The organism is Nostoc cf. commune SO-36 (assembly GCF_023734775.1).
GTDB classification, from domain to species: domain Bacteria; phylum Cyanobacteriota; class Cyanobacteriia; order Cyanobacteriales; family Nostocaceae; genus Nostoc; species Nostoc commune_A.
In genome coordinates this window covers 4,867,460-4,892,237 of the sequence record NZ_AP025732.1, presented here as the reverse complement: position 1 = coordinate 4,892,237, position 24,778 = coordinate 4,867,460, and the positions used below count along the sequence as shown (strand labels likewise).

The 24,778-nt window shown below is 40.3% G+C and carries 22 protein-coding genes, 3 tRNA genes and 1 pseudogene; 15 read left to right on the top strand and 11 right to left on the bottom strand.

The window, feature by feature from the left end; all coding sequences use genetic code 11:
* Nucleotides 1-151 precede the first annotated feature (151 nt).
* The 3 genes from ANSO36C_RS22135 to aroB all read right to left on the bottom strand — a co-directional run bounded on the left by ANSO36C_RS22135 (nucleotide 152) and on the right by aroB (nucleotide 2,475).
* Nucleotides 152-430 (bottom strand): hypothetical protein, encoded by a 279-nt coding sequence (locus ANSO36C_RS22135; RefSeq protein WP_251956255.1) that lies wholly within the window; start codon nucleotides 428-430, stop codon nucleotides 152-154.
* Between the two features lie 259 nt (nucleotides 431-689).
* Entirely contained in the window at nucleotides 690-1,268 is a 579-nt protein-coding gene (locus tag ANSO36C_RS22130; protein ID WP_251956254.1) for a Uma2 family endonuclease, read from the bottom strand.
* 94 nt (nucleotides 1,269-1,362) lie between these two features.
* Nucleotides 1,363-2,475, bottom strand: a complete 1,113-nt coding sequence (aroB, locus tag ANSO36C_RS22125) for a 3-dehydroquinate synthase (RefSeq protein WP_251956253.1) — start codon at nucleotides 2,473-2,475, stop codon at nucleotides 1,363-1,365.
* Nucleotides 2,476-2,651: 176 nt separating this feature from the next.
* On the opposite strand from aroB, the gene petL reads away from it, so the two are divergent.
* Entirely contained in the window at nucleotides 2,652-2,747 is a 96-nt protein-coding gene (gene petL, locus ANSO36C_RS22120; RefSeq protein WP_109007553.1) for a cytochrome b6-f complex subunit PetL, read from the top strand.
* Nucleotides 2,748-2,829: 82 nt separating this feature from the next.
* On the opposite strand, the gene bioB is transcribed toward petL, so the two are convergent.
* Complete coding sequence (gene bioB, locus ANSO36C_RS22115; RefSeq protein WP_251956252.1) at nucleotides 2,830-3,837, bottom strand: biotin synthase BioB; 1,008 nt, start codon at nucleotides 3,835-3,837, stop codon at nucleotides 2,830-2,832.
* Between the two features lie 433 nt (nucleotides 3,838-4,270).
* Here bioB and ANSO36C_RS22110 point away from each other — a divergent pair, with 433 nt between their 5' ends.
* Nucleotides 4,271-4,846 carry a GNAT family N-acetyltransferase gene (locus tag ANSO36C_RS22110; RefSeq protein WP_251956251.1) on the top strand — a complete coding sequence of 192 codons (576 nt, stop codon included), beginning with the start codon at nucleotides 4,271-4,273 and terminating at the stop codon, nucleotides 4,844-4,846.
* A gap of 567 nt (nucleotides 4,847-5,413) precedes the next feature.
* Here the strand turns inward: ANSO36C_RS22110 and ANSO36C_RS22105 are convergent.
* The 3 genes and pseudogenes from ANSO36C_RS22105 to ANSO36C_RS33955 all read right to left on the bottom strand — a co-directional run bounded on the left by ANSO36C_RS22105 (nucleotide 5,414) and on the right by ANSO36C_RS33955 (nucleotide 10,378).
* On the bottom strand, nucleotides 5,414-6,379 hold the full coding sequence (locus ANSO36C_RS22105; protein WP_251956250.1) for a hypothetical protein: 966 nt from the start codon (nucleotides 6,377-6,379) through the stop codon (nucleotides 5,414-5,416).
* 742 nt (nucleotides 6,380-7,121) lie between these two features.
* Nucleotides 7,122-10,040, bottom strand: a pseudogene (locus ANSO36C_RS22100) (GAF domain-containing protein).
* Nucleotides 10,041-10,252: 212 nt separating this feature from the next.
* Nucleotides 10,253-10,378: a hypothetical protein gene (locus ANSO36C_RS33955; RefSeq protein WP_267145331.1), complete on the bottom strand. Its 126-nt coding sequence runs from the start codon at nucleotides 10,376-10,378 to the stop codon at nucleotides 10,253-10,255.
* Nucleotides 10,379-10,417: 39 nt separating this feature from the next.
* On the opposite strand from ANSO36C_RS33955, the gene ANSO36C_RS22095 reads away from it, so the two are divergent.
* The 4 genes from ANSO36C_RS22095 to ANSO36C_RS22080 all read left to right on the top strand — a co-directional run bounded on the left by ANSO36C_RS22095 (nucleotide 10,418) and on the right by ANSO36C_RS22080 (nucleotide 12,831).
* On the top strand, nucleotides 10,418-10,810 hold the full coding sequence (locus ANSO36C_RS22095) for a type I restriction enzyme HsdR N-terminal domain-containing protein (protein WP_251956249.1): 393 nt from the start codon (nucleotides 10,418-10,420) through the stop codon (nucleotides 10,808-10,810).
* A 252-nt stretch (nucleotides 10,811-11,062) separates the two neighbouring features.
* Nucleotides 11,063-11,281, top strand: a complete 219-nt coding sequence (locus ANSO36C_RS22090) for a hypothetical protein (protein WP_251956248.1) — start codon at nucleotides 11,063-11,065, stop codon at nucleotides 11,279-11,281.
* Nucleotides 11,282-11,298: 17 nt separating this feature from the next.
* Complete coding sequence (locus ANSO36C_RS22085) at nucleotides 11,299-11,526, top strand: Txe/YoeB family addiction module toxin (RefSeq protein ID WP_251956247.1); 228 nt, start codon at nucleotides 11,299-11,301, stop codon at nucleotides 11,524-11,526.
* A 171-nt stretch (nucleotides 11,527-11,697) separates the two neighbouring features.
* Entirely contained in the window at nucleotides 11,698-12,831 is a 1,134-nt protein-coding gene (locus tag ANSO36C_RS22080; RefSeq protein WP_251956246.1) for a quinone-dependent dihydroorotate dehydrogenase, read from the top strand.
* A gap of 26 nt (nucleotides 12,832-12,857) precedes the next feature.
* Here ANSO36C_RS22080 and ANSO36C_RS22075 read toward each other — a convergent pair whose 3' ends face one another.
* The gene (locus ANSO36C_RS22075; RefSeq protein WP_251956245.1) at nucleotides 12,858-13,586 is read right to left on the bottom strand and encodes a hypothetical protein; all 729 of its coding nucleotides are present in this window, start codon (nucleotides 13,584-13,586) and stop codon (nucleotides 12,858-12,860) included.
* A 323-nt stretch (nucleotides 13,587-13,909) separates the two neighbouring features.
* On the opposite strand from ANSO36C_RS22075, the gene ANSO36C_RS22070 reads away from it, so the two are divergent.
* The 5 genes from ANSO36C_RS22070 to ANSO36C_RS22050 all read left to right on the top strand — a co-directional run bounded on the left by ANSO36C_RS22070 (nucleotide 13,910) and on the right by ANSO36C_RS22050 (nucleotide 16,278).
* Nucleotides 13,910-14,039: transfer RNA gene (locus tag ANSO36C_RS22070), tRNA-OTHER, on the top strand.
* A 56-nt stretch (nucleotides 14,040-14,095) separates the two neighbouring features.
* A tRNA-OTHER gene (locus ANSO36C_RS22065) sits at nucleotides 14,096-14,224 on the top strand.
* A 53-nt stretch (nucleotides 14,225-14,277) separates the two neighbouring features.
* Nucleotides 14,278-14,403 (top strand) — tRNA-OTHER (locus tag ANSO36C_RS22060).
* 37 nt (nucleotides 14,404-14,440) lie between these two features.
* Nucleotides 14,441-16,042, top strand: a complete 1,602-nt coding sequence (locus tag ANSO36C_RS22055; RefSeq protein ID WP_251956244.1) for a TROVE domain-containing protein — start codon at nucleotides 14,441-14,443, stop codon at nucleotides 16,040-16,042.
* Between the two features lie 20 nt (nucleotides 16,043-16,062).
* Nucleotides 16,063-16,278 (top strand): hypothetical protein, encoded by a 216-nt coding sequence (locus ANSO36C_RS22050; protein WP_251956243.1) that lies wholly within the window; start codon nucleotides 16,063-16,065, stop codon nucleotides 16,276-16,278.
* 66 nt (nucleotides 16,279-16,344) lie between these two features.
* On the opposite strand, the gene ANSO36C_RS22045 is transcribed toward ANSO36C_RS22050, so the two are convergent.
* Together ANSO36C_RS22045 and ANSO36C_RS22040 are read right to left on the bottom strand one after the other, a co-directional pair.
* Nucleotides 16,345-16,998, bottom strand: a complete 654-nt coding sequence (locus ANSO36C_RS22045) for a hypothetical protein (RefSeq protein WP_251956242.1) — start codon at nucleotides 16,996-16,998, stop codon at nucleotides 16,345-16,347.
* A 101-nt stretch (nucleotides 16,999-17,099) separates the two neighbouring features.
* A complete protein-coding gene (locus ANSO36C_RS22040) occupies nucleotides 17,100-18,248 on the bottom strand; it encodes a helix-turn-helix domain-containing protein (protein WP_251956241.1) in 1,149 nt (382 codons plus the stop codon).
* Between the two features lie 151 nt (nucleotides 18,249-18,399).
* Here ANSO36C_RS22040 and ANSO36C_RS22035 point away from each other — a divergent pair, with 151 nt between their 5' ends.
* A complete protein-coding gene (locus ANSO36C_RS22035; protein ID WP_251956240.1) occupies nucleotides 18,400-19,059 on the top strand; it encodes an exonuclease in 660 nt (219 codons plus the stop codon).
* 154 nt (nucleotides 19,060-19,213) lie between these two features.
* Here the strand turns inward: ANSO36C_RS22035 and ANSO36C_RS22030 are convergent, their stop codons facing one another.
* Nucleotides 19,214-21,490: a CHASE2 domain-containing serine/threonine-protein kinase gene (locus ANSO36C_RS22030; RefSeq protein WP_251956239.1), complete on the bottom strand. Its 2,277-nt coding sequence runs from the start codon at nucleotides 21,488-21,490 to the stop codon at nucleotides 19,214-19,216.
* Nucleotides 21,491-22,187: 697 nt separating this feature from the next.
* Here ANSO36C_RS22030 and ANSO36C_RS33950 point away from each other — a divergent pair.
* From ANSO36C_RS33950 to ANSO36C_RS22020, 3 genes are all read left to right on the top strand, one after another.
* A complete protein-coding gene (locus ANSO36C_RS33950; protein WP_267145330.1) occupies nucleotides 22,188-22,316 on the top strand; it encodes a hypothetical protein in 129 nt (42 codons plus the stop codon).
* A 174-nt stretch (nucleotides 22,317-22,490) separates the two neighbouring features.
* On the top strand, nucleotides 22,491-22,964 hold the full coding sequence (locus ANSO36C_RS22025) for a LabA-like NYN domain-containing protein (protein ID WP_251960408.1): 474 nt from the start codon (nucleotides 22,491-22,493) through the stop codon (nucleotides 22,962-22,964).
* A gap of 96 nt (nucleotides 22,965-23,060) precedes the next feature.
* On the top strand, nucleotides 23,061-24,665 hold the full coding sequence (locus ANSO36C_RS22020) for a 2-isopropylmalate synthase (protein ID WP_251956238.1): 1,605 nt from the start codon (nucleotides 23,061-23,063) through the stop codon (nucleotides 24,663-24,665).
* Nucleotides 24,666-24,778 lie beyond the last annotated feature (113 nt).

The following is a 24,778-nucleotide window of genomic DNA, read 5'->3' as shown; positions in this document are numbered from 1 at the left end:
TTGTAAAATTCTGTTACAAATTTTATTCCTCTCTTATTAAGAAACAGAGTACAGTAATTTTTATCGCTAGGAATGTAGCTTCTGTGCTACAGCTTAAAAATTAACAAGACAACAAGTGTAATCTAAAGAGTCATCGAAGGATGATTTTTGCTTAGATAAAACCTTTAGGTTTTTGCTGAATCTGTGGTTTTTCAGTTTGCGATACTGAATCAATCTTAAGAATTGGTTTAATTGGGCTTAGTTTCCTTCGCCTAAGAATTTGAATTTCTCTCTCAAATGAATCTTTTCCTTGTCGAAAAAAGTCTTGAGAACTAGATGGAACCAAGTCACGGGATAAATGTTGAGCTTGTGCTGGAGTCAAAGTTGGAACAGCTTGTTGAGCATTGGCAGAAGTCTGTACAGCCAACAAAAAAGCTGTTGAAAGCAACAAGGGTTTTATTTTTATACGTCTGTTGAATATCAGGTTTAACATGATTGATACATCTGTTAAGTGAGTTCTGCTTCAAACCATCTTGCATTGGTCTGACTATAAACAAAATACACTTATTGGGTTGCTAATTACCTCCTACAAATGGATGAATTAACCAGCTTTAGTACAGCGCTGCGTCAATCAAGCTACAATCTAAATTAAGCTTGAAGTTTCGATGGATGTTGAAAGCAAGATAATTGTGCTAGATGCAAAAAGTGCGTTATTGAGCATCTAATGGTATTTTCGCCTTTTGAAATACCTGCTCAACAGTAAATTCTAGTCCCTCGAATAAAGAATCTGTAATTAATTCTTCTCCCATATAAGTTTGTGGCGCTGCATCTGGATAAAAAACAGTAATGCTTCTGGCTTTACTATCTAATACCCACACCCGCAGCACCTTAGCATCTAGATAGTCTTTGGCTTTAGCTGCCATTTGTCCAAAAGTTTGTCCAGGCGAAATAATTTCAATGACCAAATCGGGAGGAACAGAACATACTCCTTCTTGATTCCAATCCGGGGGTAAACGTTCATTAGAAATATACAAAATATCCGGTATTGGCATCCAATCTCGCCCTCGACGAGTTAATGCGACAGCTAATTCTGGGCAAACTTCTCCTTTATCTTCACAGCATTGCTCAATAAAGTTGAGAAGGGCGCGGGTAAGTTTAGAGTGGAATTTTTTTGGTGACATTTTAAGAATGGCTTGACCATCAACAAGTTCATAAGTTATATCTCCCTCACCTGTTGGAAGATTTAAGAACTCTTGCAAAGTTAATTGATTCTTAGCTTGGAGTATCATGGCTCATTAATTCGTAATTCGTAATTCGTAATTCGTAATTGAAGAATAGAGCAACTAAATTTTATTCTGACTCCTGAATTCTTCTTTAAATTATTCACATTCCCTGCAAAACTTGCCGAATGATATCTGATGGCACGTCATCAGTAATTGTCACTACACCAATCTCTGTTGGTAAAACAAACCGCACTTTCCCCGCTTTGACCTTCTTATCTAATTGCAACGCGTCAATAATTGCTTCAATATCTACCCCAGATGGTAACTGAGTCGGTAAACCTGCTTTTTGAATTAAAGCATTTTGACGTTCTGTGTCTTCTTTTTGCCACATTCCCAATTCCACAGCAATTTGACCGGCTGCTACCATACCAATGGCTACCGCTTCACCGTGATTTACTAAACGATAACCAGTCAAACTTTCTACTGCATGACCGATGGTATGTCCATAATTGAGAATTGCCCGCAATCCGCCTTCTTTCTCATCTTTGCTAACAACATCAGCTTTAGCTTGACAAGAGCGCGTTAGTATGTATGTTATTAAGTCAGGTTTTACATAGCGGAGTTGGTCGAGGCGTTTACTTGCTTCCAACTGGGCAAACAATTCGGCATCCCAAATCACACCATACTTAATAACTTCTGCCATTCCTGCCCGAAACTCACGCATAGGTAGAGTTTTCAATACTTCTGGGTCAATCAAAACCAAGCGCGGTTGATGAAATGCCCCAATCAAGTTTTTCCCGTGAGGATGATTTACGCCAGTTTTGCCACCAATTGCCGAATCCACCATCGCTAAGAGAGTAGTAGGTACTTGGACAACATTAATGCCGCGCAGCCAAGTTGCGGCTGCAAAGCCAGTCATATCGCCAATTACACCTCCGCCCAAAGCCACCATCGTAGCAGAACGTTCTAGGCGGTTTTCTAAGGCGGCATCATAGAGTTTTTGGATGGAATTGAGGTTTTTGTAGCGTTCACCAGGTGGTAAGGTGCAGCTAGCAACCTCAAATCCAGCAGATTTCAGGGATGTAATTGCTCTTTCCCCAAAATGCTTAAAAATAGTAGGATTAGAAACCAGCAATACCTTCTTGCCTAGCTTGAGACTAGCCATCTGCTGACCGAGTTGATCTAAACTCGAAGGTGCGTTAGCGTAGCTCAACGAAGTTATCGCAATCTCATAAGACTGGTCTGGTAAATTCACATTAATTACAGAAGTCATTGCCCAACCCCTAACAAGCGCCCGTGGGCTGTATTGTATCGCAATCTGGGAGCAGGGGAAGCAGGGGAAGCAGGGGAAGAATAATTAATGACTAATGCCCAATGCCCAATGCCCAATGCCCAATACCCAACAACTAATGATTCAATAGATTTAGGAAGTATTGTGGAGAAAAATAAATGTTTGCAATTGCAGCTTACATTGGCTTTTTAGCTTTATTCTTTGGTTTGGCTGTCGGTCTGCTGTTCGGTCTACGGACTGCCAAGATAATTTAACCAAGACTTTTGTGGGGCGGGCATCTTGCCTGCCCTCAGTTGACTAAGGACGGGCGAGACACCCATCCTACAATAAAGATATTTATCCTACAACAGCCGGACTTGTTACCTTCTCTTGCCTTTGGGAAGGCGATCGCATTCCCAAACCAAGTAAATTCAGCATTTCTCGATCGCTATCATAATCTGGACAGGGAGTTGTCACTGTCAACATCTTGTTGTCGTCGCTAGAAAAGATAGAATTGGCTCCTGCCATAAAGCAGAAAGCTTGCTCAACTTGAGAAAGTCTAGCCCTACCTGCACTCAGACGCACATCGGAAGCTGGCATTAAAATTCTGGCTGTGGCAATCATCCGCACAATATCCCAAATGGGGACATCAGGCTGATTTTCTAAAGGTGTGCCCGGTACTTGTGAAAGAATATTAATTGGCACAGACTCTGGATGCGGATGTAAGTTTGCCAGAGTTTGTAACATTCCAACCCGGTCATCGACAGTTTCGCCTAAACCCAGGATACCGCCGGAACAAACAGTAACATTTGTCTGACGGACATTCTCGATTGTGTTCAAGCGATCGCTATATGTCCTCGTGGTAATAATTGTGCTGTAATATTCCTGCGAGGTATCTAAGTTATGGTTGTAAGCGTAAAGTCCCGCTTCTTCCAATTTCTTGGCTTGATTTGCCGTCAGCATACCCAGAGTGCAGCACACTTCTAAACCCATTGCGGTTACATCCTTGACCATTTCCAGGACTTCCTCAAATTGTGAGTTATCCCGCACTTCGCGCCAAGCAGCACCCATGCAGATGCGGCTAACACCAGTTTCTTTCGCTTTCTGGGCGATGCTAACTACCGTTTCCTTTTCTAGGAGTGCTTCCGCCTTTACCTCTGTTTTATAGCGGGAAGATTGGGCACAGTAGCTGCAATCTTCTGGGCAACCTCCCGTTTTAATAGATATAAGCTTACAAACTTGTATTTTTGTTGGGTCATGATATTGGCGATGCACGCTAGCAGCTTGATAAATAAGCTCTAGCAATGGCGTGTTGTATATCGCGCGAATCTCTAATTCCTGCCAATCGTAGCGTATTCCCACCACATCACTATCCTTCTTGTAGACTGGGTTAAATCAAGAGCTGTTTTTAGGTTGAATCTCCTGCGGTACAGCGTTTGGGCAAAGCGATTTTATCGAAGTTACGCCGCGTTCTGTGCTTTATTACCCATTGGCTCTCAATCCTTCCGCTCTAGATATTAGACATCAGCTTATCAAGATTTTGGTTGAATGGCAGATTACCAGTAAAAATACTCATGGATTGGAGGTTGAGAATTGCCAGGACACAACTGGCGCATATATCTTTTGTTGGTCAGCAACAAAACAGGCACAAGAAGCATTCTTGCTTAGTCTGCGGAGGTGGATTTTGCCTGTGTAGCTGTGAATTCTATTGACCTAGCTGCTGCTAAACCGCAGGGTATGAGAGAATTTATAAATTTAGAGAATGTTTTGAGAAGAGATCCCGCCGATTAAGTCGTTTATGATATCAGAACTGCCAATAATTGCAAGCGATCGCCTGTTCTTGCGAGCGGCTATCCATGAAGATATACCCCAAATTCTCAAATACTTTATTGATAATAAAACTTATCTTACTCCATTCTATCCTCTTTGGGCTGATGGTTTTTTTACTGAAGAATATTGGCAGTATCAGATAGAAAATAGTTTTCTGGAATTTATCAACGGGCAATCGTTAAAACTATTTATTTTTACAAAAAAAAATCCTACGGTAATTATTGGAACCGTAAATTTTAGTAATTTTGTCCGAGGAGCCGCTCATTTTTGCTATGTAGGATATAGCCTTGCTGAAAATAGACAAGGTAAAGGATATATGACAGAAGGGCTAAAAGCCGCAATTGAATATCTCTTTCAAGAGTTAAACTTTCACCGAGTTATGGCTAACTATATGCCTCACAATCGACGTAGTGGCAATGTACTCAAAAGGCTCAATTTTGTCATTGAAGGATATGCTAGAGACTATTTATTAATTAATGGGCAATGGGAAGATCATGTTTTGACAAGTCTCACAAATCCTAACTGGCAAGCACCTAAATTTTAACAATGTAAGTTGGTTGAAGATTTTCTGGATACAATGTCTACAAATTCATGCCTAATTCAGAGGGTTATAGTCTGAGAGTAAATGATCTAAAACCTTGCTTTCGGAAGGATTTAAAGATGAAGCAGATGTTCCGAATTTTTGTAATTTATGATAGACAAAATCACGTTCAAATGTTTCGATACGTTCTTCTAAGTATCCATAACATAAGCTAGTCCATTGGGACGGTTAAGACCGCGTTCCCAGGAAGTTGGGATCGCAGCAGATGCAGTCTGCTCTAAACGATAAAGACTCAATCCCAATTCTTGAGCCGTCCGTTGTTCAAATTGATCTAACTGCCGTTTGTAGAGTTCTTTGATTGTCGCTGTAAGTATCTAGTTTTTATAAGTAGTTGAATAGATTGAATAGATTGAATAAATTTAAAAATAAAAATTTAGCTAGTCTTTATAAAAAGTACAGCTAGTTTTACAAATAATACTTTTTCCTCTTTAGCTCCTTTTACTTTTCCCCTTCTTCAACTCTTGCAAAAGTACTTTTACAAGAGTTGAAGAAAGAGTATCCTAACGACTGTTATTCATTAACAATCGTAAAGCCTTCATAATCAATGGCTCCACTTGCAGCACTTGGTAAAGGAACTGTACCGAGTAAAGTAGCGGTTGCAAAGCGAGCACCATTAGCACCACCAGCACTACCTAAACCTAAACCTGATGCAGCAAGTTCATCTTGATAGCCTGTGATCTCGTAGACAGCACCCGTTTCTAGCAAAGCCAATAATCTTTGAGAACCGCTGTTAGTAAATGCCAGCCCAGAATCGGCGTTGACATTCAGAGGTTGCCCTGAAGGAGTTCTCAGAGTGATCGGCGCAGATAGCTCACCAGTGAGCAAATCTACTTTGTAAAGCTGCGCTCCATCTCCATCAGCAGTGCTGAAATCGCTAGCAAAAGCGCGAGTTCTACCAGGGTTGAGATTGTCGATAGCTAATCCATCGGCAAATTTTCCAGGGTTGGTAGCTTGAGTTCCTTGTCTTTGTGCAGCTGTAGTAGGTGCGCCAAAGCCGTCTACAAGGCTAATAGCTCCAGGGGTAGCTGTAGTAACTTTATAAAGAGAGCTACCTGCACTACTGCCGCTATTATTCCCTGAAATGTTGTATAGAACAATTGGTTGACCAGCTGCTGAAAAGTCACGTCCAAAGTCAGCACCTGAGTCAAACCCAAAACGACGTAGGTCAGATGGTGTTGGTGTTGGTGACGAACTAGCTGGAGCAAAAGGCTGATCTACATTATTGACCCGAATAACAGAACCAGCTGTTGTAGAACCAGAGGCACGTGCTTCGTTAATTGCACTTACCCTTCCGGTAGTGGGGTTAGTTCCCAAACCTTCTAGGTCTGCGTTTGGAATATTCGCAGCATCGATTTCGCCTACTTTTAGGAGACCAGTACTAGGGGAGCTTATGGGAAAGCGGTAAACTGCGAATTGTTCTCCACCTCGGCTAGGATTGCTATCCGCATCTCCAATGGTATAACCGTAAAGAACCATGAGAATTTTCTCCTTGTTGAAACCTGTTAAACTTTCGGGAAAATTCCAAATATGCAGTATTTCAAATGTGCAAATTGGTATCTGACTAAAAGTCTTTAACGACACAAACAAGAGCTAAACTTCGCAGGGCGAGATTTAAGGTTAGTGTGCGTTATCTTACTTTGCTTATATAGCCAAGAAGCTTGCAAGGCTGAAATATTACTAAAATTTTGACTGTAAACAGGCTAAGACAAATTAACTCAATTTGCTCATTTTGTGAAAGTAAAGTATGTGAGAACTTGATGTCGAGGTAAAAATTTCAAAACTACATCAAGTTACACTTACAGCACATTCTTTGAAAATTTATCATTCCCAATTCGGATTAAATGAACAGAGATTTAAGCGTCTTTAATTTGCCCATCAAAAGTCAAAATTTAAGTTTAAGAACTGTATTTGGAGTTATCTTAAATAAAAGAATATTTGAGTAATATTAAGAAAAACTTTTCTAACTGTTAAGGTTTCATAGCATTTTGGTTAAAGTTTAATAGTTACTACCTGTTTCCACACGCTGATATGCTTCTTTTATCTTTTCAAAAAAAGACTCTTGCAAAAGTGTTTTGTGGTATGATTAATTTTTTTATTTGTCAATTGGCGATTAGGACTTTAGTTAGCAGTGAAATTTTGGAGAGCCAAACAGCTTACTTCAAAGAAATTTAAACGACTCATCGGAGTAAGCCATCAAACCTTTCAGTTAATGGTTGAGTTAGTTAAAGACTAACGGCAACAACAAGCGACTGACTACCCGATTATCTGGTAATTGATAGAAATTCAACTCTCCCCCTAGTTCGTGCATGAGGTTTTGGCAGATCACTAGATGTAAAGCTGGTGGTTGATCAAGGTTTGAGGGAGCAAGCACATCTTTTGGTGTATTATCATGTAGTTCTGTGAGTAATTGTGGTTCGATCGCACCGTTATATGTAATCGAGAGTTCTAACGATGTATGATGTTCATCTCCTAAACTTGTAGAAGAATACTTTGTATTTACTGGTTTGGAGGCATCTAAACGCCGACACCAAATATCAATTCTGCCGCCGATTTGAGAACGGTTACAGGCAGTAACCAACAATTCATGGATAACTAACTCAATTTTGACAATATCACCAGCGATCGCCATTGCAGATTGAATGCTGGAAGTGGCAACACCTCTGACTAATGAAGAATTATTGGGCGATTCTTGCTCGTCAATTGGTTGTCCCAAACCATGTACGCCAATCCACAGCTTTTGTTGTTTAAGGTGATTTTCGATCCGTTCGAGCGATCGCTTCAGTAAACTGGCTATGGACATGGTTTCCCAACTGATATGTAGCTGCCAGTGTTCAAGTTTTAGCATTCCATTCATGGAAGCGGTTGTATGGTCTAACTGCCGCAGCAATAGCTGGTAGCGCATCTGATTCAGTTCATTAGCAGGAATCCCTAAGTCATGTATTTGCTTAAGAGAGTGCGTCGTTATTCTTTGAATTTCCTCTAGACGACGATGTTTATACCAGTTAAGTTGTCTTAATTCCTCAGTTGTGGATTCTAGAAGTCGGGTAATTTGCTTTTGACGACGCCACCAAGCTAATTGAGAAATTAAAGTTGCGATCGCACTGAGGTTTTGTTCTGACCAGCGACGCTCTTGATAGTCTACTAACAAGACTACACCTGTGATTTCATAATCAGCAGTTGTACGTAATGCCATCACAAAAACTTGACTTTTGTCCGGAATATTCAACCATTTCCGGGTTTCTGGGAGCAAATTACCCACTTTCAAAGTTAGGTAACTCTCTGTGGCAAGTGCCCACTGAATTAGGGCTTCAGCCTGAATAGAAATAGATACATCAGAAAAAATCCCAAATTGGCTATTGTCACTTACTCCAGGGATAATTTCTGCCCAACTTTCACCAGGTGTCCACGATAGCATTACCGCTAGGGGACAACCCAAAATTGATGCTATTTGTTCGAGTGCTGTACGTTCTAAATGCTTTTTCTCTACCTGAATGCTGTTCTGGGATTGTGTCAATACGCGTAGGCATTGCTCAAATGCCTGGGAAGTTTTTTGCTGCTGGGTAGTGCGGTTGTGTAATTGCCACTGACGAACAATTACACCAATCTGTTGACTGACAGCCCACAACAATTCTTTTTCCAGGGTTGTCCAAGAACGATGGGTTTCATGAGTAATGACTAAAAGTGCTGCTGGTATATGCTCATGAGTGCATTTACAAACAAGTAGCGATCGCACACCATTCTCTAACAACGAGGGACGCCAGTTAAAAAAGCGTAAATCTTCATCTAAGTTCTCAACTTCTACCGCTTGAGTTGAACGTTGCAAAAGCTGCCCATCTAATTCTTTGAGAGTATTCAGGGTAAATGTAAATGACCGGCGATTATGCGGCTGACTTTGGTAAGTAAATTGATAATTCTTTTGCTCAGGGTCATACTGCAAAAGCAAAAAGCGGGTAGCACCTAATCGAGCTAAAAACGCTTTTAGCACAATTATGTAAAGTTGTCTGAAGGTCATGTTCGCTATAAATACCTTGGGCAACTTGGCTAGTCAGTTGAGCATCCTCTTGAATCTGTTTGATAGTGCTTTCCATGCTTTCGGTAGGTGCAACTAGAGAAATTAAACCAGCAACACCCTGAACGAAATTTCTGTCTGTGTCAGTCCAGATGCGAGGTTGATTGCTTTCCACCGCCAGAAAACCGACTAAGTTCTTTTGCCAAATAATCGGCGCTGCCAAGAGCGATCGCACCTTTAGCCGTTCCAGCAATTTTGCCGTAAAATGGCTCTTTAAAGAACTGCGGGCATCACCAATGGAGACAATTTGGTTAACTGCCAAAGCATAATAAAAGTCGCTCAAGTCCTGTACAGTCATTCCTGCTGCTTGCTGACTGCTAGAATTGCGATCTATTTTGACCATTTGATTGCTCATCCGACACCAAAAGTAGCGCCCTTCCCGCTACAAACCAGTAAACATTTGTCCGACTGGGGGAAACAAATTTATGAGTTGCTTGCACTGCGGCTTCAAGTCTTTGATTCAGGTTACTGAGAGTGCGTAAATTTTCTAACCAATTCTAATAATGGTTCGTCGCTTCGCCTGGTTTGCTTTTGCTGCTTATGCATCTCATTTTGATAAAGCACTGCCCCCAGTTCACCTAAAACCATCATCAAACGTGCTTTGGTTTCTCCAGTCAGTAAGTAGCCCCAGCGTTCTGAACCCAATAACACCAAGCCTAAGCAACGGTCTTTATAACGAATTGGTAAAATAATCGTTCCTTGGATGTGGAATTTTGTGGCAACTTTGTGCCATTCGGCGGCGCGAATTTCAGTTTGCAAATCAGCTACACCCAAGGGATGTTGTTCAATCACCACCTGCTCTAATAAATCCCCAGGGCTGAGAACAACCCTTTGCCGTAAAAAGTTCATGTCCCGATCAGGTGTAATGCCCCCTTGCCCAAATAATATGTGATTCAGGCGATCGTAAAGAGCAATCCAAATCAGTCTGTAGTCAAACTGTTCTTTGAGATAAGAAATAGTGGTTTCAATCAGAACGTCAACATCATCTTCTTCTCTAAGGCTCTGAAGGACGCGCCCCAATGAGAGGATCTGCTGTTCGGCGGCTATAGGTTTTTGTGGCTGCCCCATCTGATTTATTGGTTAATTATAACTTGTAATATATAAGATGCCCAGAAAAGCACCCTGAGTAATATTGCCACGGGTGTTTAATATTGAACCTGGACAGCTTAATAGGAGATTATGTACCCAGAACGACTTAACAGTAACAATACCTTCACCAAAAAAGAGCCTACAAAACAAAAATTTTAGCCAAACTAGCAAAATGACCCATACATGAGCATTTAGCTGACAGCGAATGCCGTAAGCATAAGTTTTGCGTGCATGACCATAGCGATCGCGCTGAAGGTTTTGAGTTCGTCAAATTTTTCACCTCTATTGATTTCTGGCAGTGCTTTGGCTTCCTGCATTTCATATATGATCGTTAAATCAGCGTAAACAAGCAATAAATGATTACTCAAGACAACTTTAAATCTCTTTTACTATCGCTAGGTTTTAAGGAAAATGAAGATGTATTATCAAAGCATTTTTCGCATACTGAAGGGATACTCAAGGTAGATTTTAATAAAAAAGAATTAATTTATCCTGAAGATTATGGATTAATTATTAATGAGCGTCAGACTTGCAACTTCTACCAAAATGAAAATTTTGTTGTTTTTGAGTGTGTGCATCGACTTTTAGGAAAAGGATATAAACCTGAACACATAGAACTTGAACCAAAATGGAAAGTTGGGCATGGTGCTAGTGGAGGTCGTGCTGATATTTTAGTAAAATATCAACAAGGAAAACCAATCTTGATCGTTGAGTGCAAAACTGCTGGTAAAGAGTTTGAGAAAGCTTAGTTTCAGAAGTGGAAAAATTAGAGCAAGAAATTACTAAAAACCAGAAGATTGTAGATGAATCTCCTAATCTTAAGCAACAAGTAATGAAAAGATACTTATAAATGATTTTTGAGTTTCCTACATTTGACGTAAGTGCGCTTAAGTAATGGTGATAGGCGAACGCATTGAGATTTTGTTATTAAGCGATCGCTTTTCAACGAATTATCAGATATGCTAGAACATAAACGTAGCCTATAAAATCTACTAAACCTTATGGATACCCATCAAGAAACCGAATATGTCTTAGGCAACTCGCATCTAATGCAACAGATCGAGCAATTCAAGCATAATTCCCAAAAATCACACCCTAACCAACCAATCCATTCGATTGATTTCGACTACATTCTAAATAATCCAGAACTGATTCCACAAATTCAATTACTAATCGAAACCCACAAACAGCAGCATCATGCGATCAATCGTATTTCATGAGGACACTCTGCAAACCTATGAATATTTCAGAGAAAACTAATAAAATTATTCACAAAAAATTGTTTAATATTATCAAAGAAATGCAAAAAGGAGATCCCACACAAGGAACAGGAAAACCTGAAGCTTTGAAGTATGAATTAGCTGGATATTATTCAAGAAGACTATCTGATAAAGACCGATTAATCTATAGTTTTGATGAAGAAAATATATACATTATTGCGATTGGTGGGCATTATGAAGAATAAACTGAATCGTAGTTGCGATCGCTGTTGAATATTGCGGACTTAAGCGATCGCTAAAATCAAAAAATGTTCTCGCTTACCTCACTACATTGAATTATTATCCACTTGTACAGAATTCTGGAGTTAATTATGACTGCTGAATTCTGAGTTATTCTTTATATTTATAGTAAGTTAATGAATATTTATAAGTTTGCTATTCGCCCGCTTTTGTTCAATCTGATAAAAACTGATTCAGAGTGGTTACACCAGCAGACGATTCGTACTTTTAGCTGGCTATCGCAAACCCCTGATAGTTGGGCAAACCAACGCTTACAAAAGTCTTTATGTCTGTACGATTCACGCCTAGAACAAAATTTGTTTGGGCTAAACTTTCCAAATCCTGTAGGGTTAGCGGCTGGCTTCGACAAGGATGGAGTAGCTGCTAGCATTTGGTCTAACTTGGGTTTTGGCTTCGCGGAATTAGGAACTGTAACTTTTCACGCACAGCCAGGAAATCCGCCTCCCCGTTTGTTTCGACTGCCGTTGGATAAAGCTGCTCTTAATCGGATGGGCTTTAATAATCGCGGTGCAGCAGCAATGGCGGCACGTTTGGCGCTAGAAAAGCAGAAATTAACCCAGTCAATACCCATAGGGATAAATTTGGGTAAATCTAAGATAACTCCTCTAGAAGCAGCCGCACAGGATTATCTCGATAGTTTTCGCTTACTCAAGGATTTGGGAGATTATTTTGTTGTTAATGTTTCTTCTCCCAATACACCAGGGTTGCGATCGCTCCAAGATGCCTCTATGCTAAGTGCCATCTTAGATTTATTACAACAAGAAAATAATACACAAAAACCAGTTTTTGTCAAGATAGCGCCAGATTTATCATGGGAAGCGATCGCTGACATTATAACTCTTGCTAAAACCTACCAACTGGCAGGAATTATCGCCACTAACACCACCATCAGCCGTGATGGACTGAAAACCCAGGTAATTGACCAAACGGGCAAATCACCCCAGGATGAAGCTGGCGGAATTAGCGGTGAACCATTGCGCGATCGCTCCACTGAGGTAATTCGTTTTATTTGGCAGCAAACTCAAGGGCAAATCCCGATTATTGGCGTTGGTGGCATCTTTTCTGCTGAAGATGCTTGGGAAAAAATTACTGCTGGTGCTAGCTTGATCCAGGTTTATACAGGCTGGATTTACGAAGGCCCACTGATGGTAAGCCGAATCCTAGAAGGTTTACTTTCCAAGCTAGAACAAAGCGGATTAAATTCCATCAACGAAGCTGTGGGTTTACAAACAAAAATTCCAAAATTCTAATTACGAATTACGAATTACGAATTGTTTTACCCTTCTTCATCCACTGGGAAAAACTCCTTAATTTTTTCCGAGTATGACCAGGCAATACCATCAGGGTCTTTGCTGCGACTCCATTCAGGAAACTCTGGATCATTTCGCCGTTTATAAACCGTACTGGAATAGACATTTAACCGTTTAGCAAGTTCAGATTGGATGAGAGAGCCAAAAATTAACTGTTTTTCCAGCGATCGTTTAGCTTGCTCATGGGTTGGCTGTGGTGGTGATTCGGTTTCTGCTTCCTCCTGTGGGATTGGTGGTGGTGGTGATGCTAGGAGCGATCGCGCAGTTTTAGTAACTGGTTGAGCCGGAAGTTCTTTAACAGGTTCACTACTATCAAGAATATTACCGAGAATACTGGCAGTTATAAAGTAATAAGACTGCCCTGCATCTTCAGAGTTGACTATACTAGCTCCAAATTCCGAGGCTTTACTATCCAAGTAGCGTTTTGCCGTTGTTCCCGGAAAATTGCCCTTAATTGCCAAGTCCATTGGCGTAAGTCTGCCCTGATTTTCGCGAACTAACTGATGAAAAATTGGGTTAACTCGATGAGTCCACTGTTGCCATTGATATTCCTGCCAAAGCTTGAAGCCAATTACCAGAACAATTAGTGCCAGTAAAATTCTCCAAGTGGTAACTAGGAAAATAATCAAAAACGAGATGGGCAAAAGTAGAACGAGAAAAGCCTTGCCGTTATCTTCTATGGGTTTTTCACTCATGCCGATTTTTGCCAAGTGAATTTTGGGAAATAATACTATCTATATTGGCAAAAATTGGGGCACTTTTTTGTATATTTTGGCAAAGTTGCGGCAAATTTATTGGCAAAAGCTATCTTCAGTAGGTGTTATAGGCTTATTACCCTTTTGCTTATCTAACATCGGACTGCGATGCCTACGGCGGTAAACTACGCGCAAAAGTTTTTACCAGAGGAAATAAGAGGGTTTTTAACTCAACCAACAACTCTATAAATTAGCTTACCAGCCCCTTGACAACAAATAATACATATACTACATTAATAATACAAGTCAACTTTACTTGATATGTGGTGGGTAGCTCAGTGGTTAGAGCGCCTAAACATCCTTATTCAACCCTTGCCTGAAAAGGCCGACGAATTGAGGGTTATCGCCTGCCAAGCGGGAGGTCGCGGGTTCGATTCCTGCTCCACTACACCAAATCTAGTGCTGAAATTTAAATTTTTAATTTTTAATTTTTAATTTTTAATTTTCATGTGGCGGGTAGCTCAGTTTGGTAGAGCGCTAAACATCCTTGTTCACCCCTTGCCTGCGAAGGCCGACGAATTAGGGTTATCGATTAGGGTTCGAGAGGTCGCGGGTTCAAATCCCGCTCCGCTACACCAAATAATTTTGGATTAAATTTAAAATCCAAAATCCAAAATCCAAAATTTTCATGTGGCAGATAGCTCAGTTGGTAGAGCGCCGAAAAACATCCTTGTTCACACCTTGCCTGCAAAGGCCGACGAATTAGGATTATCGCCTGTTAAGCCGGATGTCGCGGGTTCGATTCCTGCTCTGCCACCTTTCATTTTTGCCCCCAAGGGCCGGGAGATGAAACGATGAATTACAATTTTTTCACTAAAAAGAAAACAACTATACCCCAAAATCAACCTATCCCCGGACGAGAAGCAGAAATGGTTCAGGGACGTTCTGGCGGCTTTATGTTTGATGCTGGCATTTGGAAAATGCTGCGTCGCTGTCTTTTGGTTGGCACAGCAAAAAGCACTTACTACGCAGGAAAACAGGAATTAACTGAAGATTTTGTGGCAGTTGTAAGACTTGCTGTTACTGAAAATCCCAGCCGTGTAGCAGAAGAAATTCTCTATGCTAGCGATGGACGCGCCATCAATAACAGTGCGCCTATATTAGCTTTGGTGTTGCTCTCGATGGATAAAGCACCAGAAGCAAAACAGGCGTTTGGTGAAATCTTTGGGCAAGTTGTCCGCACTGGTAGCCACTTCTACGAATGGTTGAATTACACCAAATCTCTGCGGGGATTTGGCAAAGTAGTACGGGAAGCTGGTAAAACTTGGCTCTCAAGGGAAGATGTCAAAGGGTTAGCTTATCAACTGTTGAAATATCAACAGCGTCAAGGCTTCTCTCACCGAGATGCGTTGCGGTTATTCCATGTCAAACCGCCTACAGAAAATCACCGTCAACTATTTGAGTGGGTAGTTAGAGGCTGGGAAGAATTGCCAGCAGATATCCCTTCAGAGGCGTTGGCGCAGATTTGGTGGTATGAGTGGCTCAAGCGGAATCCAACTCAAACCCATGAAGCTATTTCCCAAGGACGCTTAACCCACGAAATGGCTGCACCCGTGGGCAAAATGGATCAGCTTGCTTGGCAGTTGCTATTTCAGGAAATGCCAATAGGTGCAATGTTGCGTAACTTGGTTTCTTTGACTGAACTGGGTGTGTTGCGAGCTGATGAAAGTGCCAACTTGCTGCAAGTGGAAGCAGTTCTTAATCGTAGAGAACATCTGCGTAAAGGTCGCATCCATCCGATTGATGTTTTGAAAGCACTCAAAACTTATGAATCTGGTGGAAGATTAGGACGCAGTAAGAAAACTTGGAATCCAGTTCCTCGAATTGTGGACATTTTAGAAAAGGCGGTTGAACTGTCTTTTGATGTTGTGCAACCCACAGGTAAAGTATTCATGCACGCCGTAGACATTTCTGGTTCTATGGGTAATTTGGTTGCGGATATGGGACTGACTTGTTGTGAAATTGCCACCGCAATGGCATTAGTAACAGCAAAAGCAGAGAAAAACTACATGATTCGCGGCTTTGCTACCGAATTCCGTGAATTAGATATTACTGCTAAAGATAGTTTTAGTTCTGCGGTTCGCAAAGCTAGCAACCAAAACTTTGGTGGAACAGATGCATCTGTAGCTTATGAATGGATGATTAAGAATAAGTTCAAGGCGGATGTTGTCTGCTTTTGGACTGACTCGGAAAGCTGGGCTGGGTATAAGCACCCAAGTCAAGCGCTGAAGGAGTACCGCAAAAAGGTAAATCCTAACGTCAAGGCGGTGTATGTCACCTTGACACCTTACCAAATTACTTTGGTAGATCCTGAAGATTCGCTGTCTTGGGATTTGGCAGGGTTCGACCCAGGTACGCCTCGGATCATCCAGATGCTAGCTACGGGTGAATTGTAGATATTGCTGAAGGGTAAAGGATGAAAAACTTTATCCTTCATACTTCATGGCGGGTTATCCTTGTTCGCAACTTGCCTTTCGGGGACGAAGAATTTAGGGTTATCGGTTACGTCTCCACCATTGTGGGGATTAGCGGGTTCAATCCCCGCACCCGCCTTTGTTTGATTTTTACCTCACGCCAAGAAGAAGGCGATTTAATTTTTGAATGGTCGTTTTTCTATTTCAGCGATGGGTAAGAGTAGGGTGTCTTCGATGTGCGATCGGATTTGTCAAACTTGTGAGTTAAAATTCTGCTAATTAAGTCAAAAATGTTGGTATGAATGTACTGTATATTCTTCATTTATTCTTAGACTATAAATTGCTTGTTTTACTTCCTCAATTTGTTGCTCAAACGACAGATTATCAAATATTTGTACTACTTTTTCTAAGTTTACTTTGATTTCATCAAAAGCTTCTTTAGTTTCGTTATTTTTTGTAATTTGATGTAAAAACATTTCCGTAAAATCCTGACATTCAGCTAAAGAGCAAAGTAAATTAATCATTAATTTATGCTCTTTAACTCTTATCGCTATCAACAAAGCTGTTTTAAAAAAACATTGGCTTACTTTCAAACTTCTTTGGTAATACTCAAATTTCTTAGTACTTTCCTTAAAATTTCCTTCCCTTTCATCGATTATTCCTAATACTTGTGTATTTAATGCAAATTTATAAAGTACTATGCCTAAGTTACTGTAACACTCAACATATTCAAAAACCATATTTCTGATAGCTTTGAAGAAAGGATTATCTAATACTTTTGGTTTTTGTCTTAACTCTTGAAAACAATCTAATTCATAAAATTCCATAGCATGATGAACAACTTCTAAGGCAATTGTTTCCTGTCTAGTAAGTTCTTGTTTAATTGCTGTTTCTGCATTTTCTATATTTAGATACATTTGTTCTTCAATATCATTCACTTTCGTAAAACTAATTTTTGGGATAATTATTTGGTAGCTATTAGATATTAATGTAGATAAAAATATTCCGGCTTCAGCGTGAGATTGTTTCCAATCATCTGTTAATTAAGTCTTTCTATCGCTTCTTGGCGGATAACTTCATATAAATAGTATCCTTCACTGCTAAACTTCACTAAAGCCCTGTTTTTTAACTCCCTGATAATTCGACGTTGATTTCGCTCATTTTGCTCATCCCAAAGTAAGCAAAAAATTCCTTTTTCAGATATTACAGATATATATTGATAACGGTAACATCCTAATCTACATAAAAGTCCATAGGCTTGGACATTATCTCGTTTAAATTTATCAAACTGACGTTTAACAAGATTCTCTAACTTTGCATTGACTAATAAATCGTTTTTGTATTTATGCCAATATGCATTTAAATCATTTTTAAACTCCTCGCCCTTAATATCGGCACAAATAAGAGACATAGCCTCAGCATTTCCACCATAGGCTTGGTTCATTTCACTAATAGCATTTATGTCTATATTAATATTATTAATTTTGAAAAAATCTTTCCATGCGTCTACTTTCAAACCTTCCAAGTGATAAGGTTTGATATCCTCTGATTTTAATCTATCATCATCCAGTGGCTCACGACTTGTAATAAGTGTAATTGATTTTACACTAGTATCAGCTAGCGATTTTAATAGTTCTACATAGTCGCTTTGATGTGGTTCTATGAATTGACCATTTATAAGAGATGATTCTAAGTTATTAATTAAAAAGCCGATTTTTTGAGTCTGAAGCTCACTTTTAAGTTGCTCCAGCATCGTTGGGAATTTTAGTTCCAACATTTTTAAACCTTGACGCTCAAACCATTTTTTAGCTAACTTAGTTTTGCCTACACCACCCTCTGCCTGGATTAAGATAACTTTTGCACCTTCGTTAACAAAATTGTTGAGGTGTGCGATCGCTTCCTCACGCCCCACAAAATCATAATTTTCTGATGTTGGATTTTGATGTTCCTCTGTTTGAGATTTGCAAACTGGAATATCAACTATCTCTTGCCAATTTAGACCGAGCCTTTTACAAATTTCTTCAAAATTGAGGCGTTCAATTGGTATCACACGAAAGAAATTGGTAACTGTTGCGCGAGACAGTCCTAAATCTCTTGCTAAAGCAGTCTTATTTAAATTATTACGGATCAAAGCTTGATTTGCTTTTGCGATACCTTGTGTAGATGCTTGAAGCCCTCGTTTGGTCATATTCTAACTACGCAATTTTTAATCATTTTAACTGAGCTAATTAAAAGTCATACACACTCATACACCAAGTCAGACGCTCTGGATAGCTTACTCAGACACAATCTCAGACAGCAGCCCTCGAAGCTAGTTGATGTAGTCATTCACAACACTTATGAAATCTACCTACATCAACGGACGATGCTACTATCAAGGCAATGGTGGCGTTCTTCTTCCTGCTGTCACCACAGTTTTAAAAGCGACACAGCCACCAAAGTCTCTTGCCGCCCTTTCCTATTGGCGTAATAAAGTTGGCGATGCAGAAGCAAATCGAATTGCAGCTAACAGCCGCCGTCGAGGAAATGCTTTACATCAGTTAATTAAAGAACACCAGCGAGGTTACTCGCCCAAACCTGACAGCAGCCTGATTCAGCCTTACTGGGATAGCGTTCAATCTGTGTTAAATCAACTTAGCGATGTTCAACTGGTTGAGCAACTTGTGCCTAACTATCAGGAACTTTACGCCGCAAAAGTTGATTTAGTTGCTCGTTATCAAGGTGTTCCCCATTTAATTGAATGGACTACAGCCGAAGAACCGAAACTGAGAATTGATAAGCTTTATGACAAGCCTTTACAACTAGCTGCTTATGGTGGTGCGATAAATCGGTATTATAGCGATCGCCTCTTGAACTGCAAAATTAACCATGCTCTCATTGTCGTAGCCTTGCCAGGTGAAGAAGCAGAAATTTTTGAATTTGACCGTGCAAGGCTAATTCATGTCTGGCATCAATGGCTTAATCGGCTGAATTTTTTCTTCAGTGCAGTTGCTGCGTAGAAGTGCGATGTAATATAACTTAGCAATAATTGAGCGATCGCTGTTCCTTTTGAATCGAATATTATCCCCGTGTCGTTCTCAAGGAGTTTCTGAGGATGGTTCTGGGCAAGATTTTGTAGAAGTACCTAATTCATCTAAAGTATTCATTAATAAATCATTTTGGTGGGATATGGTATCCGTATTGGGAATCTACTAAATCATCAATAGCTCCAATAGCTCTAAGATCCTCAAGAGCCTCTGATGCTGATTGATATCGCTGTTTGAAGTCATTCAACACCATCTTACTGAGAACCTTAGCTAGGGAGTGGCTTACCTGAGTGCGATTGCTCCATTTTATCTCTCCATCAGCATCTCTATTTAGCTCACGGGGTGCAACACCAGTCAAGGCTTTAATCCCAAGCATCCCGACTGCATAGATATCACTACTGTAGTGTGGACGACCAAAACATTGTTCGCTTGGTGCGTAACCCTGAGTTCCAATACCAATGGTGAAAGGGCTTTGTTCTTGATCGTCAAGCGGTTTTATGGTGGCGTCCTTTACTGCACCAAAGTCAATTAATACTAGTTTCCCGTCTGAATGTCGCCGCATGATGTTGCTGGGTTTAATATCTCGGTGAATCACATTGTTTTTATGGACAAATGTTAATGTTTGCAATAAGTCTCTGACAATTTTGATCGCCGCAATTTCATCAATTGCTCTACCTTCTAGCAATTCCTGTTTTAAAGGATGACCGATGATCCGTTCTTGCACTAAATAAAATTCATCATCTTCTTCAAAATACGCCAAAAGTTGAGGGATTTGATCATGAATTCCCAATTTTTCTAGTGTTTGCGCCTCTGAATTAAATAAGCGTCTGGCAAGTTGTAAAGCTTCTGGTTTAGTGCTGGCTGGTTTTAGCTGTTTGACTACACATTGCGGATTACCAGGACGTTGAGTATCTTCGGCAATGTAAGTTTCACTAAATCCACCAGAACCGAGAACTTTGACAATTTTATAGCGTCGAGCCAAGATTTTTCCTGATAAGGCTATATCTCGTTGCTGGATTAAGTCTTGCAAGTCATTTTGTTGACTGATAATCTCTTGAACAACGGCGGAAGTTTTATACCTCTGAAAAATGTCTACTAATTGGCGTTTTCTGATGCTTTCTCTGGCTACTGAGGTTCCTAAGTAGGAAAGTCCGGTCATGGCGATCGCTATCATTGGTACAGTAGTAGGAAAAATTAACTGACCATAGACAAATAACCCATAACTAATTCCTCCCCAAGTGCCAGACAGTGCGAGGCTATACAGAAATCGATTGATACTAAGCTTGCGTCTACTAATCATTAAGGTTGTACTACCAACTAGCATTAGTACAAACAAACCCTGCAATGGTAGACTGCGAATTGCTGGAGCGATCGCTTTACCTGACATCAAAGTTGCGATCGCATTGGCGTGAATTTCCACGCCGGACATGGGTTTATTGCTATTGCTAACAGCGACTGGATGATAATCATTATTTAACTGATCTGTTGCACCAATCAGCACGATCTTGTCTTTAAAGAAGTTTCCCTGCTGCAAATAGGTGTTCCAGTTTTCCGGTTCGAGTACGTGCCAAAAGGGTATTTGCTCAAATGTACCCGCAGACCCCCAAAAATAAATGCGATCGCCCTTTGGCGGAGGATAATTTACTTGTGCTGCCGTGAGTGCTGCTTCATCAAAAGAAGCTAGCTTCTCCATCAAACTATCTTCAGCAAACGACTTAGAAAACTCGTTTGCCAATCGATGAACTTTTCCATCCACCTCCACAGGGAAATTAACTGAGCCAATGGAAACTGACCCTGTGCGAAATATTTTTTGTGGGTCTGTCAGTTGCATAAAAGACCCTTGATGCGTCTGGGAATTTTCGTAAACGGCTGCTAAGGCAACTTTGCTGCCATATTTTTGCAATGCTGTCTGCAATTGGCGATCATCAGTAGCTCCATAACTACTTGGCATATCAAAAACCACATCTACTGCTACAGAGCGGGCGCCTGCTTTGATTAATTTTGTAATTACTTGGGCATAAGCAGCACGTTGATAAGGAAAAGATTTCAGTGTTTCTAAGTAGGCATATTGTTTTGGATCTGTTTTATAGTACTGTGCGGGAACTGATATTGATTGATCGTCTATTGCTAAAATTACAATGTCTGCTGGAGGCACAATCGGCCCACGCAGTTGAAAAAAGCCAGAAAGCGTCTTTTTTTCTATCAATTCAACCAAATCCCAACCAGAAGCACTCAGCAGTGCTGCCCCCATTACCCAAGCGCCACCAAGGAGATGACCTAAGCGAAGCATCCACCGAGACTGGCGAGCCGATGCTGTCGAAGTTACTTTTGTCGGTTTACTTGACAGTTTATTGGCAGCAGAGACATAGTTTTTAGTTAAGGTAGATGTAGGTTCTTCTGCCATGTCGTGTTACTGATTGATTTAAGTCCAACACTTTTATTTATTCAGACCACGTTTTAGTGTAAGCATATTGAAATAACAATTAAATGACAATCTTATACATTTGTAAAGTATCTTTTATTCATCAACAAACTTTTATTGGCAGAGCTAGCCCCCAAGAGATTCGTATTCAAGCACTACTTAACTTATTTTTGTGTCGAATGAGTTTCAACTGGTAATTGTCTCACAGATCAGAGCCGGATATACTCTGATTGTGTATTTAGTTGTGACAAAATTTTACTCTCACCCCACCAACAAGTATGTTTTTAACTGGGTGTTTTACCGAAAGCTGTCCCAAGTCAGTCTTTTGTCTCTGGCGCAATATTGGTACTACCCAAAAACCTTATCCTGATAGTGAGCGAAACAGTTACGAGCAATGAGTCTGCTAAGTTAACACATTGCACATCATTGTTGAACAACTTTAGTCATTGGTACAAGAGCAAGCTAGTTGAGTCGAAGAAAAAAGAAACAAGTTCTTTATTCAATCCCGATTATTTTAGTTATGAGCGAAGACTCAGCACCGATTAAACGCCCTACTATCGCTAACAGGACTCGGCATTCAGCACTGCTGAATGCAAAACTTAAAGATAAGCATTAACTTATGTCCTACCGTCAGCCTATTCTATACCTCTTTAGGAGTAAACTTTAATGTTAAGCAGCGATGAATGCTGTTACTGAGTCAATTTTATTGGTAGATTTTGATCGCCGGGTAGCTCTTGTAGTACTGGAGGTGAATAAGGTTAGCACCCAGGATCTCAACTCCAATGTTGTAGACGTTTTCATGCCTTGAAAGAGGTAGGATAAAAGCTATAGATGAAGAGCTATCTTATAAAGATTAGCAAACAAGGCATTTGAAAATTGCTATAATTTATTGTTCCATCTAAATTCATATATATATATTAGGTGTAAATTTGTATGGGTTCTCCAAGTGAATCGTCTGTCTATTTTTGTAGACGGAAACAATATGTTCTATGCTCAACAAAAAAATGGCTGGTTTTTTGACCCACGGCGAGTCTTAGAATATTTCAAACATGAGCAATCAGAAACAACATTAATTAATGCATTCTGGTACACTGGCTTAAAAGACCCACAAGATCAGCGAGGTTTTAGAGATGCTCTAATTAGTCTAGGATATACAGTTAGAACTAAAATTCTTAAAGAATACTATGATGATACCTCCGGTCGTTACTCGCAAAAAGCGAATTTAGATATTGAAATTGTTGTAGATATGTTTAATACAGTAGACCAGTATGACCGAGTAGTATTATTCAGTGGCGACGGAGATTTTGAACGAGCAATCGAACTATTACGCTCAAAAAATACACATATTACAGTAGTCTCAACTGAAGGAATGATTGCTAGAGAACTACGCAATGCTACTGATAGATATATAGATTTAAATGATATCAGAGATCAAATAGAAAAAACCGAAGGTTAGTAGTCTTAGCAATTATTTACAAAAGTTAAGAGTAAAAGAAAAACTAAGGTTGAAGATATATTACACCCTAAGCAAACACTAAACAACAAACAGCAGATGACAAACAAAACAGATCGAATCATCATTTTTGATACAACATTGCGAGATGGAGAGCAATGTCCCGGAGCGACTTTGAATATAGACGAAAAGCTAGTTATTGCCAAGCAATTAGCGCGTCTGGGTGTAGATGTAATTGAGGCAGGCTTTGCCTTTGCAAGTCCCGGAGATTTTGAAGCAGTCAAGAAAATTGCTCAAATTGTCGGCACAGAAAACGGGCCAGTAATTTGTAGTTTGGCAAGAGCCATTAAAGCAGATATTGAAGCGGCTGCTGAAGCCTTAAAACCAGCAGTTAACGCCAGGATTCACACATTTATTTCCACTTCTGATATTCATTTAGAGTATCAGTTGCGGAAGTCACGGGCAGAAGTACTAGCGATCGCCCAAGAAATGGTAGCTTATGCCAAGTCCTTCATGAGTGATGTAGAATTTTCACCGATGGATGCGGCTCGTACCGATCCAGAATTTTTGTACCAAGTATTAGAGGCTGCGATCGCAGCTGGTGCAACAACAGTTAATATTCCCGATACTGTGGGTTACACAACCCCTAGCGAATTTGGAGCCATGATTAAGGGCATTATTGAAAATGTCCCCAACATCAACCAAGCGATTATTTCCGTTCACGGTCATAATGATTTAGGTTTGGCAGTTGCTAACTTCTTAGAAGCCGTGAAAAATGGCGCACGGCAACTAGAGTGTACCATCAATGGCATTGGCGAACGCGCCGGAAATGCATCATTAGAAGAATTGGTGATGGCATTGCATGTGCGGCGGCAATATTTTAATCCTTATCTCGGTAGACCAGAAGAATCTCAAGAATCCCTGACAAATATCGACACCCGACAAATTTATAAAACCTCACGCTTAGTTTCCAATTTGACGGGAATGTTGGTACAACCAAATAAAGCGATCGTCGGGGCTAATGCCTTTGCCCATGAGTCAGGAATTCACCAAGATGGTGTGTTAAAAAACAAACTGACTTATGAAATTATGGATGCCCAATTGATTGGTTTAACAGACAATCAAATAGTTTTGGGCAAACATTCAGGCAGAAATGCTTTCCGGACTCGGTTAAAAGAATTGGGCTTTGAACTGTCGGATACTGAATTAAATAAAGCATTCGTCAGATTCAAAGAAGTAGCAGATAAAAAGAAAGAAATTTCTGATTGGGATTTGGAAGCGATTGTTAACGATGAAATCCAACAAGCACCCGATTTATTCCGGGTAGAGTTAGTGCAAGTTTCCTGTGGTAGCAACGCCCGTCCTACTGCTACAGTTACCTTGCGTACCCCAGAAGGCGAAGAATTAACCGATGCTGCGATCGGTACTGGGCCGGTGGATGCAGTTTATAAAGCCATCAACCGTGTGGTGAATGTGCCTAACCAATTGATTGAGTTTTCTGTACAGTCGGTAACAGGTGGTATTGATGCCCTTGGAGAAGTGACGATTCGTTTACGTTATGAATCTAAAGTCTTTTCTGGTCATGCAGCGAACACAGATATCATCGTCGCCTCAGCGCAAGCTTATGTAAATGCGTTAAATAGGTTGTATGCATCTTTGCAAACTCAAAAAAAGCCAGAGGAAGTATCTGCACAGAAAGTCTAAGATCGTATCTGTCAAACTGTCCATAATACAAGCACCGCATCTTGTTTTTAACTGATGCTAAAAAACTCCTTCCCAATTTGGGAGGGAGTTTTAGCGGTTCCCATTAAGATGCA

What these genes read in the sequence shown, in the direction of transcription:
- ANSO36C_RS22130 (WP_251956254.1), bottom strand. Translation starts at nt 1,268, where the DNA reads ATGATACTCCAAGCTAAGAATCAATTAACTTTGCAAGAGTTCTTAAAT.
- aroB (WP_251956253.1), bottom strand. Translation starts at nt 2,475, where the DNA reads ATGACTTCTGTAATTAATGTGAATTTACCAGACCAGTCTTATGAGATT.
- petL (WP_109007553.1), top strand. Translation starts at nt 2,652, where the DNA reads ATGTTTGCAATTGCAGCTTACATTGGCTTTTTAGCTTTATTCTTTGGT.
- ANSO36C_RS22110 (WP_251956251.1), top strand. Translation starts at nt 4,271, where the DNA reads ATGATATCAGAACTGCCAATAATTGCAAGCGATCGCCTGTTCTTGCGA.
- ANSO36C_RS22105 (WP_251956250.1), bottom strand. Translation starts at nt 6,379, where the DNA reads ATGGTTCTTTACGGTTATACCATTGGAGATGCGGATAGCAATCCTAGC.
- ANSO36C_RS33955 (WP_267145331.1), bottom strand. Translation starts at nt 10,378, where the DNA reads ATGCAGGAAGCCAAAGCACTGCCAGAAATCAATAGAGGTGAAAAATTT.
- ANSO36C_RS22095 (WP_251956249.1), top strand. Translation starts at nt 10,418, where the DNA reads ATGATTACTCAAGACAACTTTAAATCTCTTTTACTATCGCTAGGTTTT.
- ANSO36C_RS22090 (WP_251956248.1), top strand. Translation starts at nt 11,063, where the DNA reads ATGGATACCCATCAAGAAACCGAATATGTCTTAGGCAACTCGCATCTA.
- ANSO36C_RS22085 (WP_251956247.1), top strand. Translation starts at nt 11,299, where the DNA reads ATGAATATTTCAGAGAAAACTAATAAAATTATTCACAAAAAATTGTTT.
- ANSO36C_RS22080 (WP_251956246.1), top strand. Translation starts at nt 11,698, where the DNA reads ATGAATATTTATAAGTTTGCTATTCGCCCGCTTTTGTTCAATCTGATA.
- ANSO36C_RS22075 (WP_251956245.1), bottom strand. Translation starts at nt 13,586, where the DNA reads ATGAGTGAAAAACCCATAGAAGATAACGGCAAGGCTTTTCTCGTTCTA.
- ANSO36C_RS22055 (WP_251956244.1), top strand. Translation starts at nt 14,441, where the DNA reads ATGAATTACAATTTTTTCACTAAAAAGAAAACAACTATACCCCAAAAT.
- ANSO36C_RS22050 (WP_251956243.1), top strand. Translation starts at nt 16,063, where the DNA reads ATGAAAAACTTTATCCTTCATACTTCATGGCGGGTTATCCTTGTTCGC.
- ANSO36C_RS22040 (WP_251956241.1), bottom strand. Translation starts at nt 18,248, where the DNA reads ATGACCAAACGAGGGCTTCAAGCATCTACACAAGGTATCGCAAAAGCA.
- ANSO36C_RS22035 (WP_251956240.1), top strand. Translation starts at nt 18,400, where the DNA reads ATGAAATCTACCTACATCAACGGACGATGCTACTATCAAGGCAATGGT.
- ANSO36C_RS22030 (WP_251956239.1), bottom strand. Translation starts at nt 21,490, where the DNA reads ATGGCAGAAGAACCTACATCTACCTTAACTAAAAACTATGTCTCTGCT.
- ANSO36C_RS33950 (WP_267145330.1), top strand. Translation starts at nt 22,188, where the DNA reads ATGAATGCTGTTACTGAGTCAATTTTATTGGTAGATTTTGATCGCCGG.
- ANSO36C_RS22025 (WP_251960408.1), top strand. Translation starts at nt 22,491, where the DNA reads ATGTTCTATGCTCAACAAAAAAATGGCTGGTTTTTTGACCCACGGCGA.
- ANSO36C_RS22020 (WP_251956238.1), top strand. Translation starts at nt 23,061, where the DNA reads ATGACAAACAAAACAGATCGAATCATCATTTTTGATACAACATTGCGA.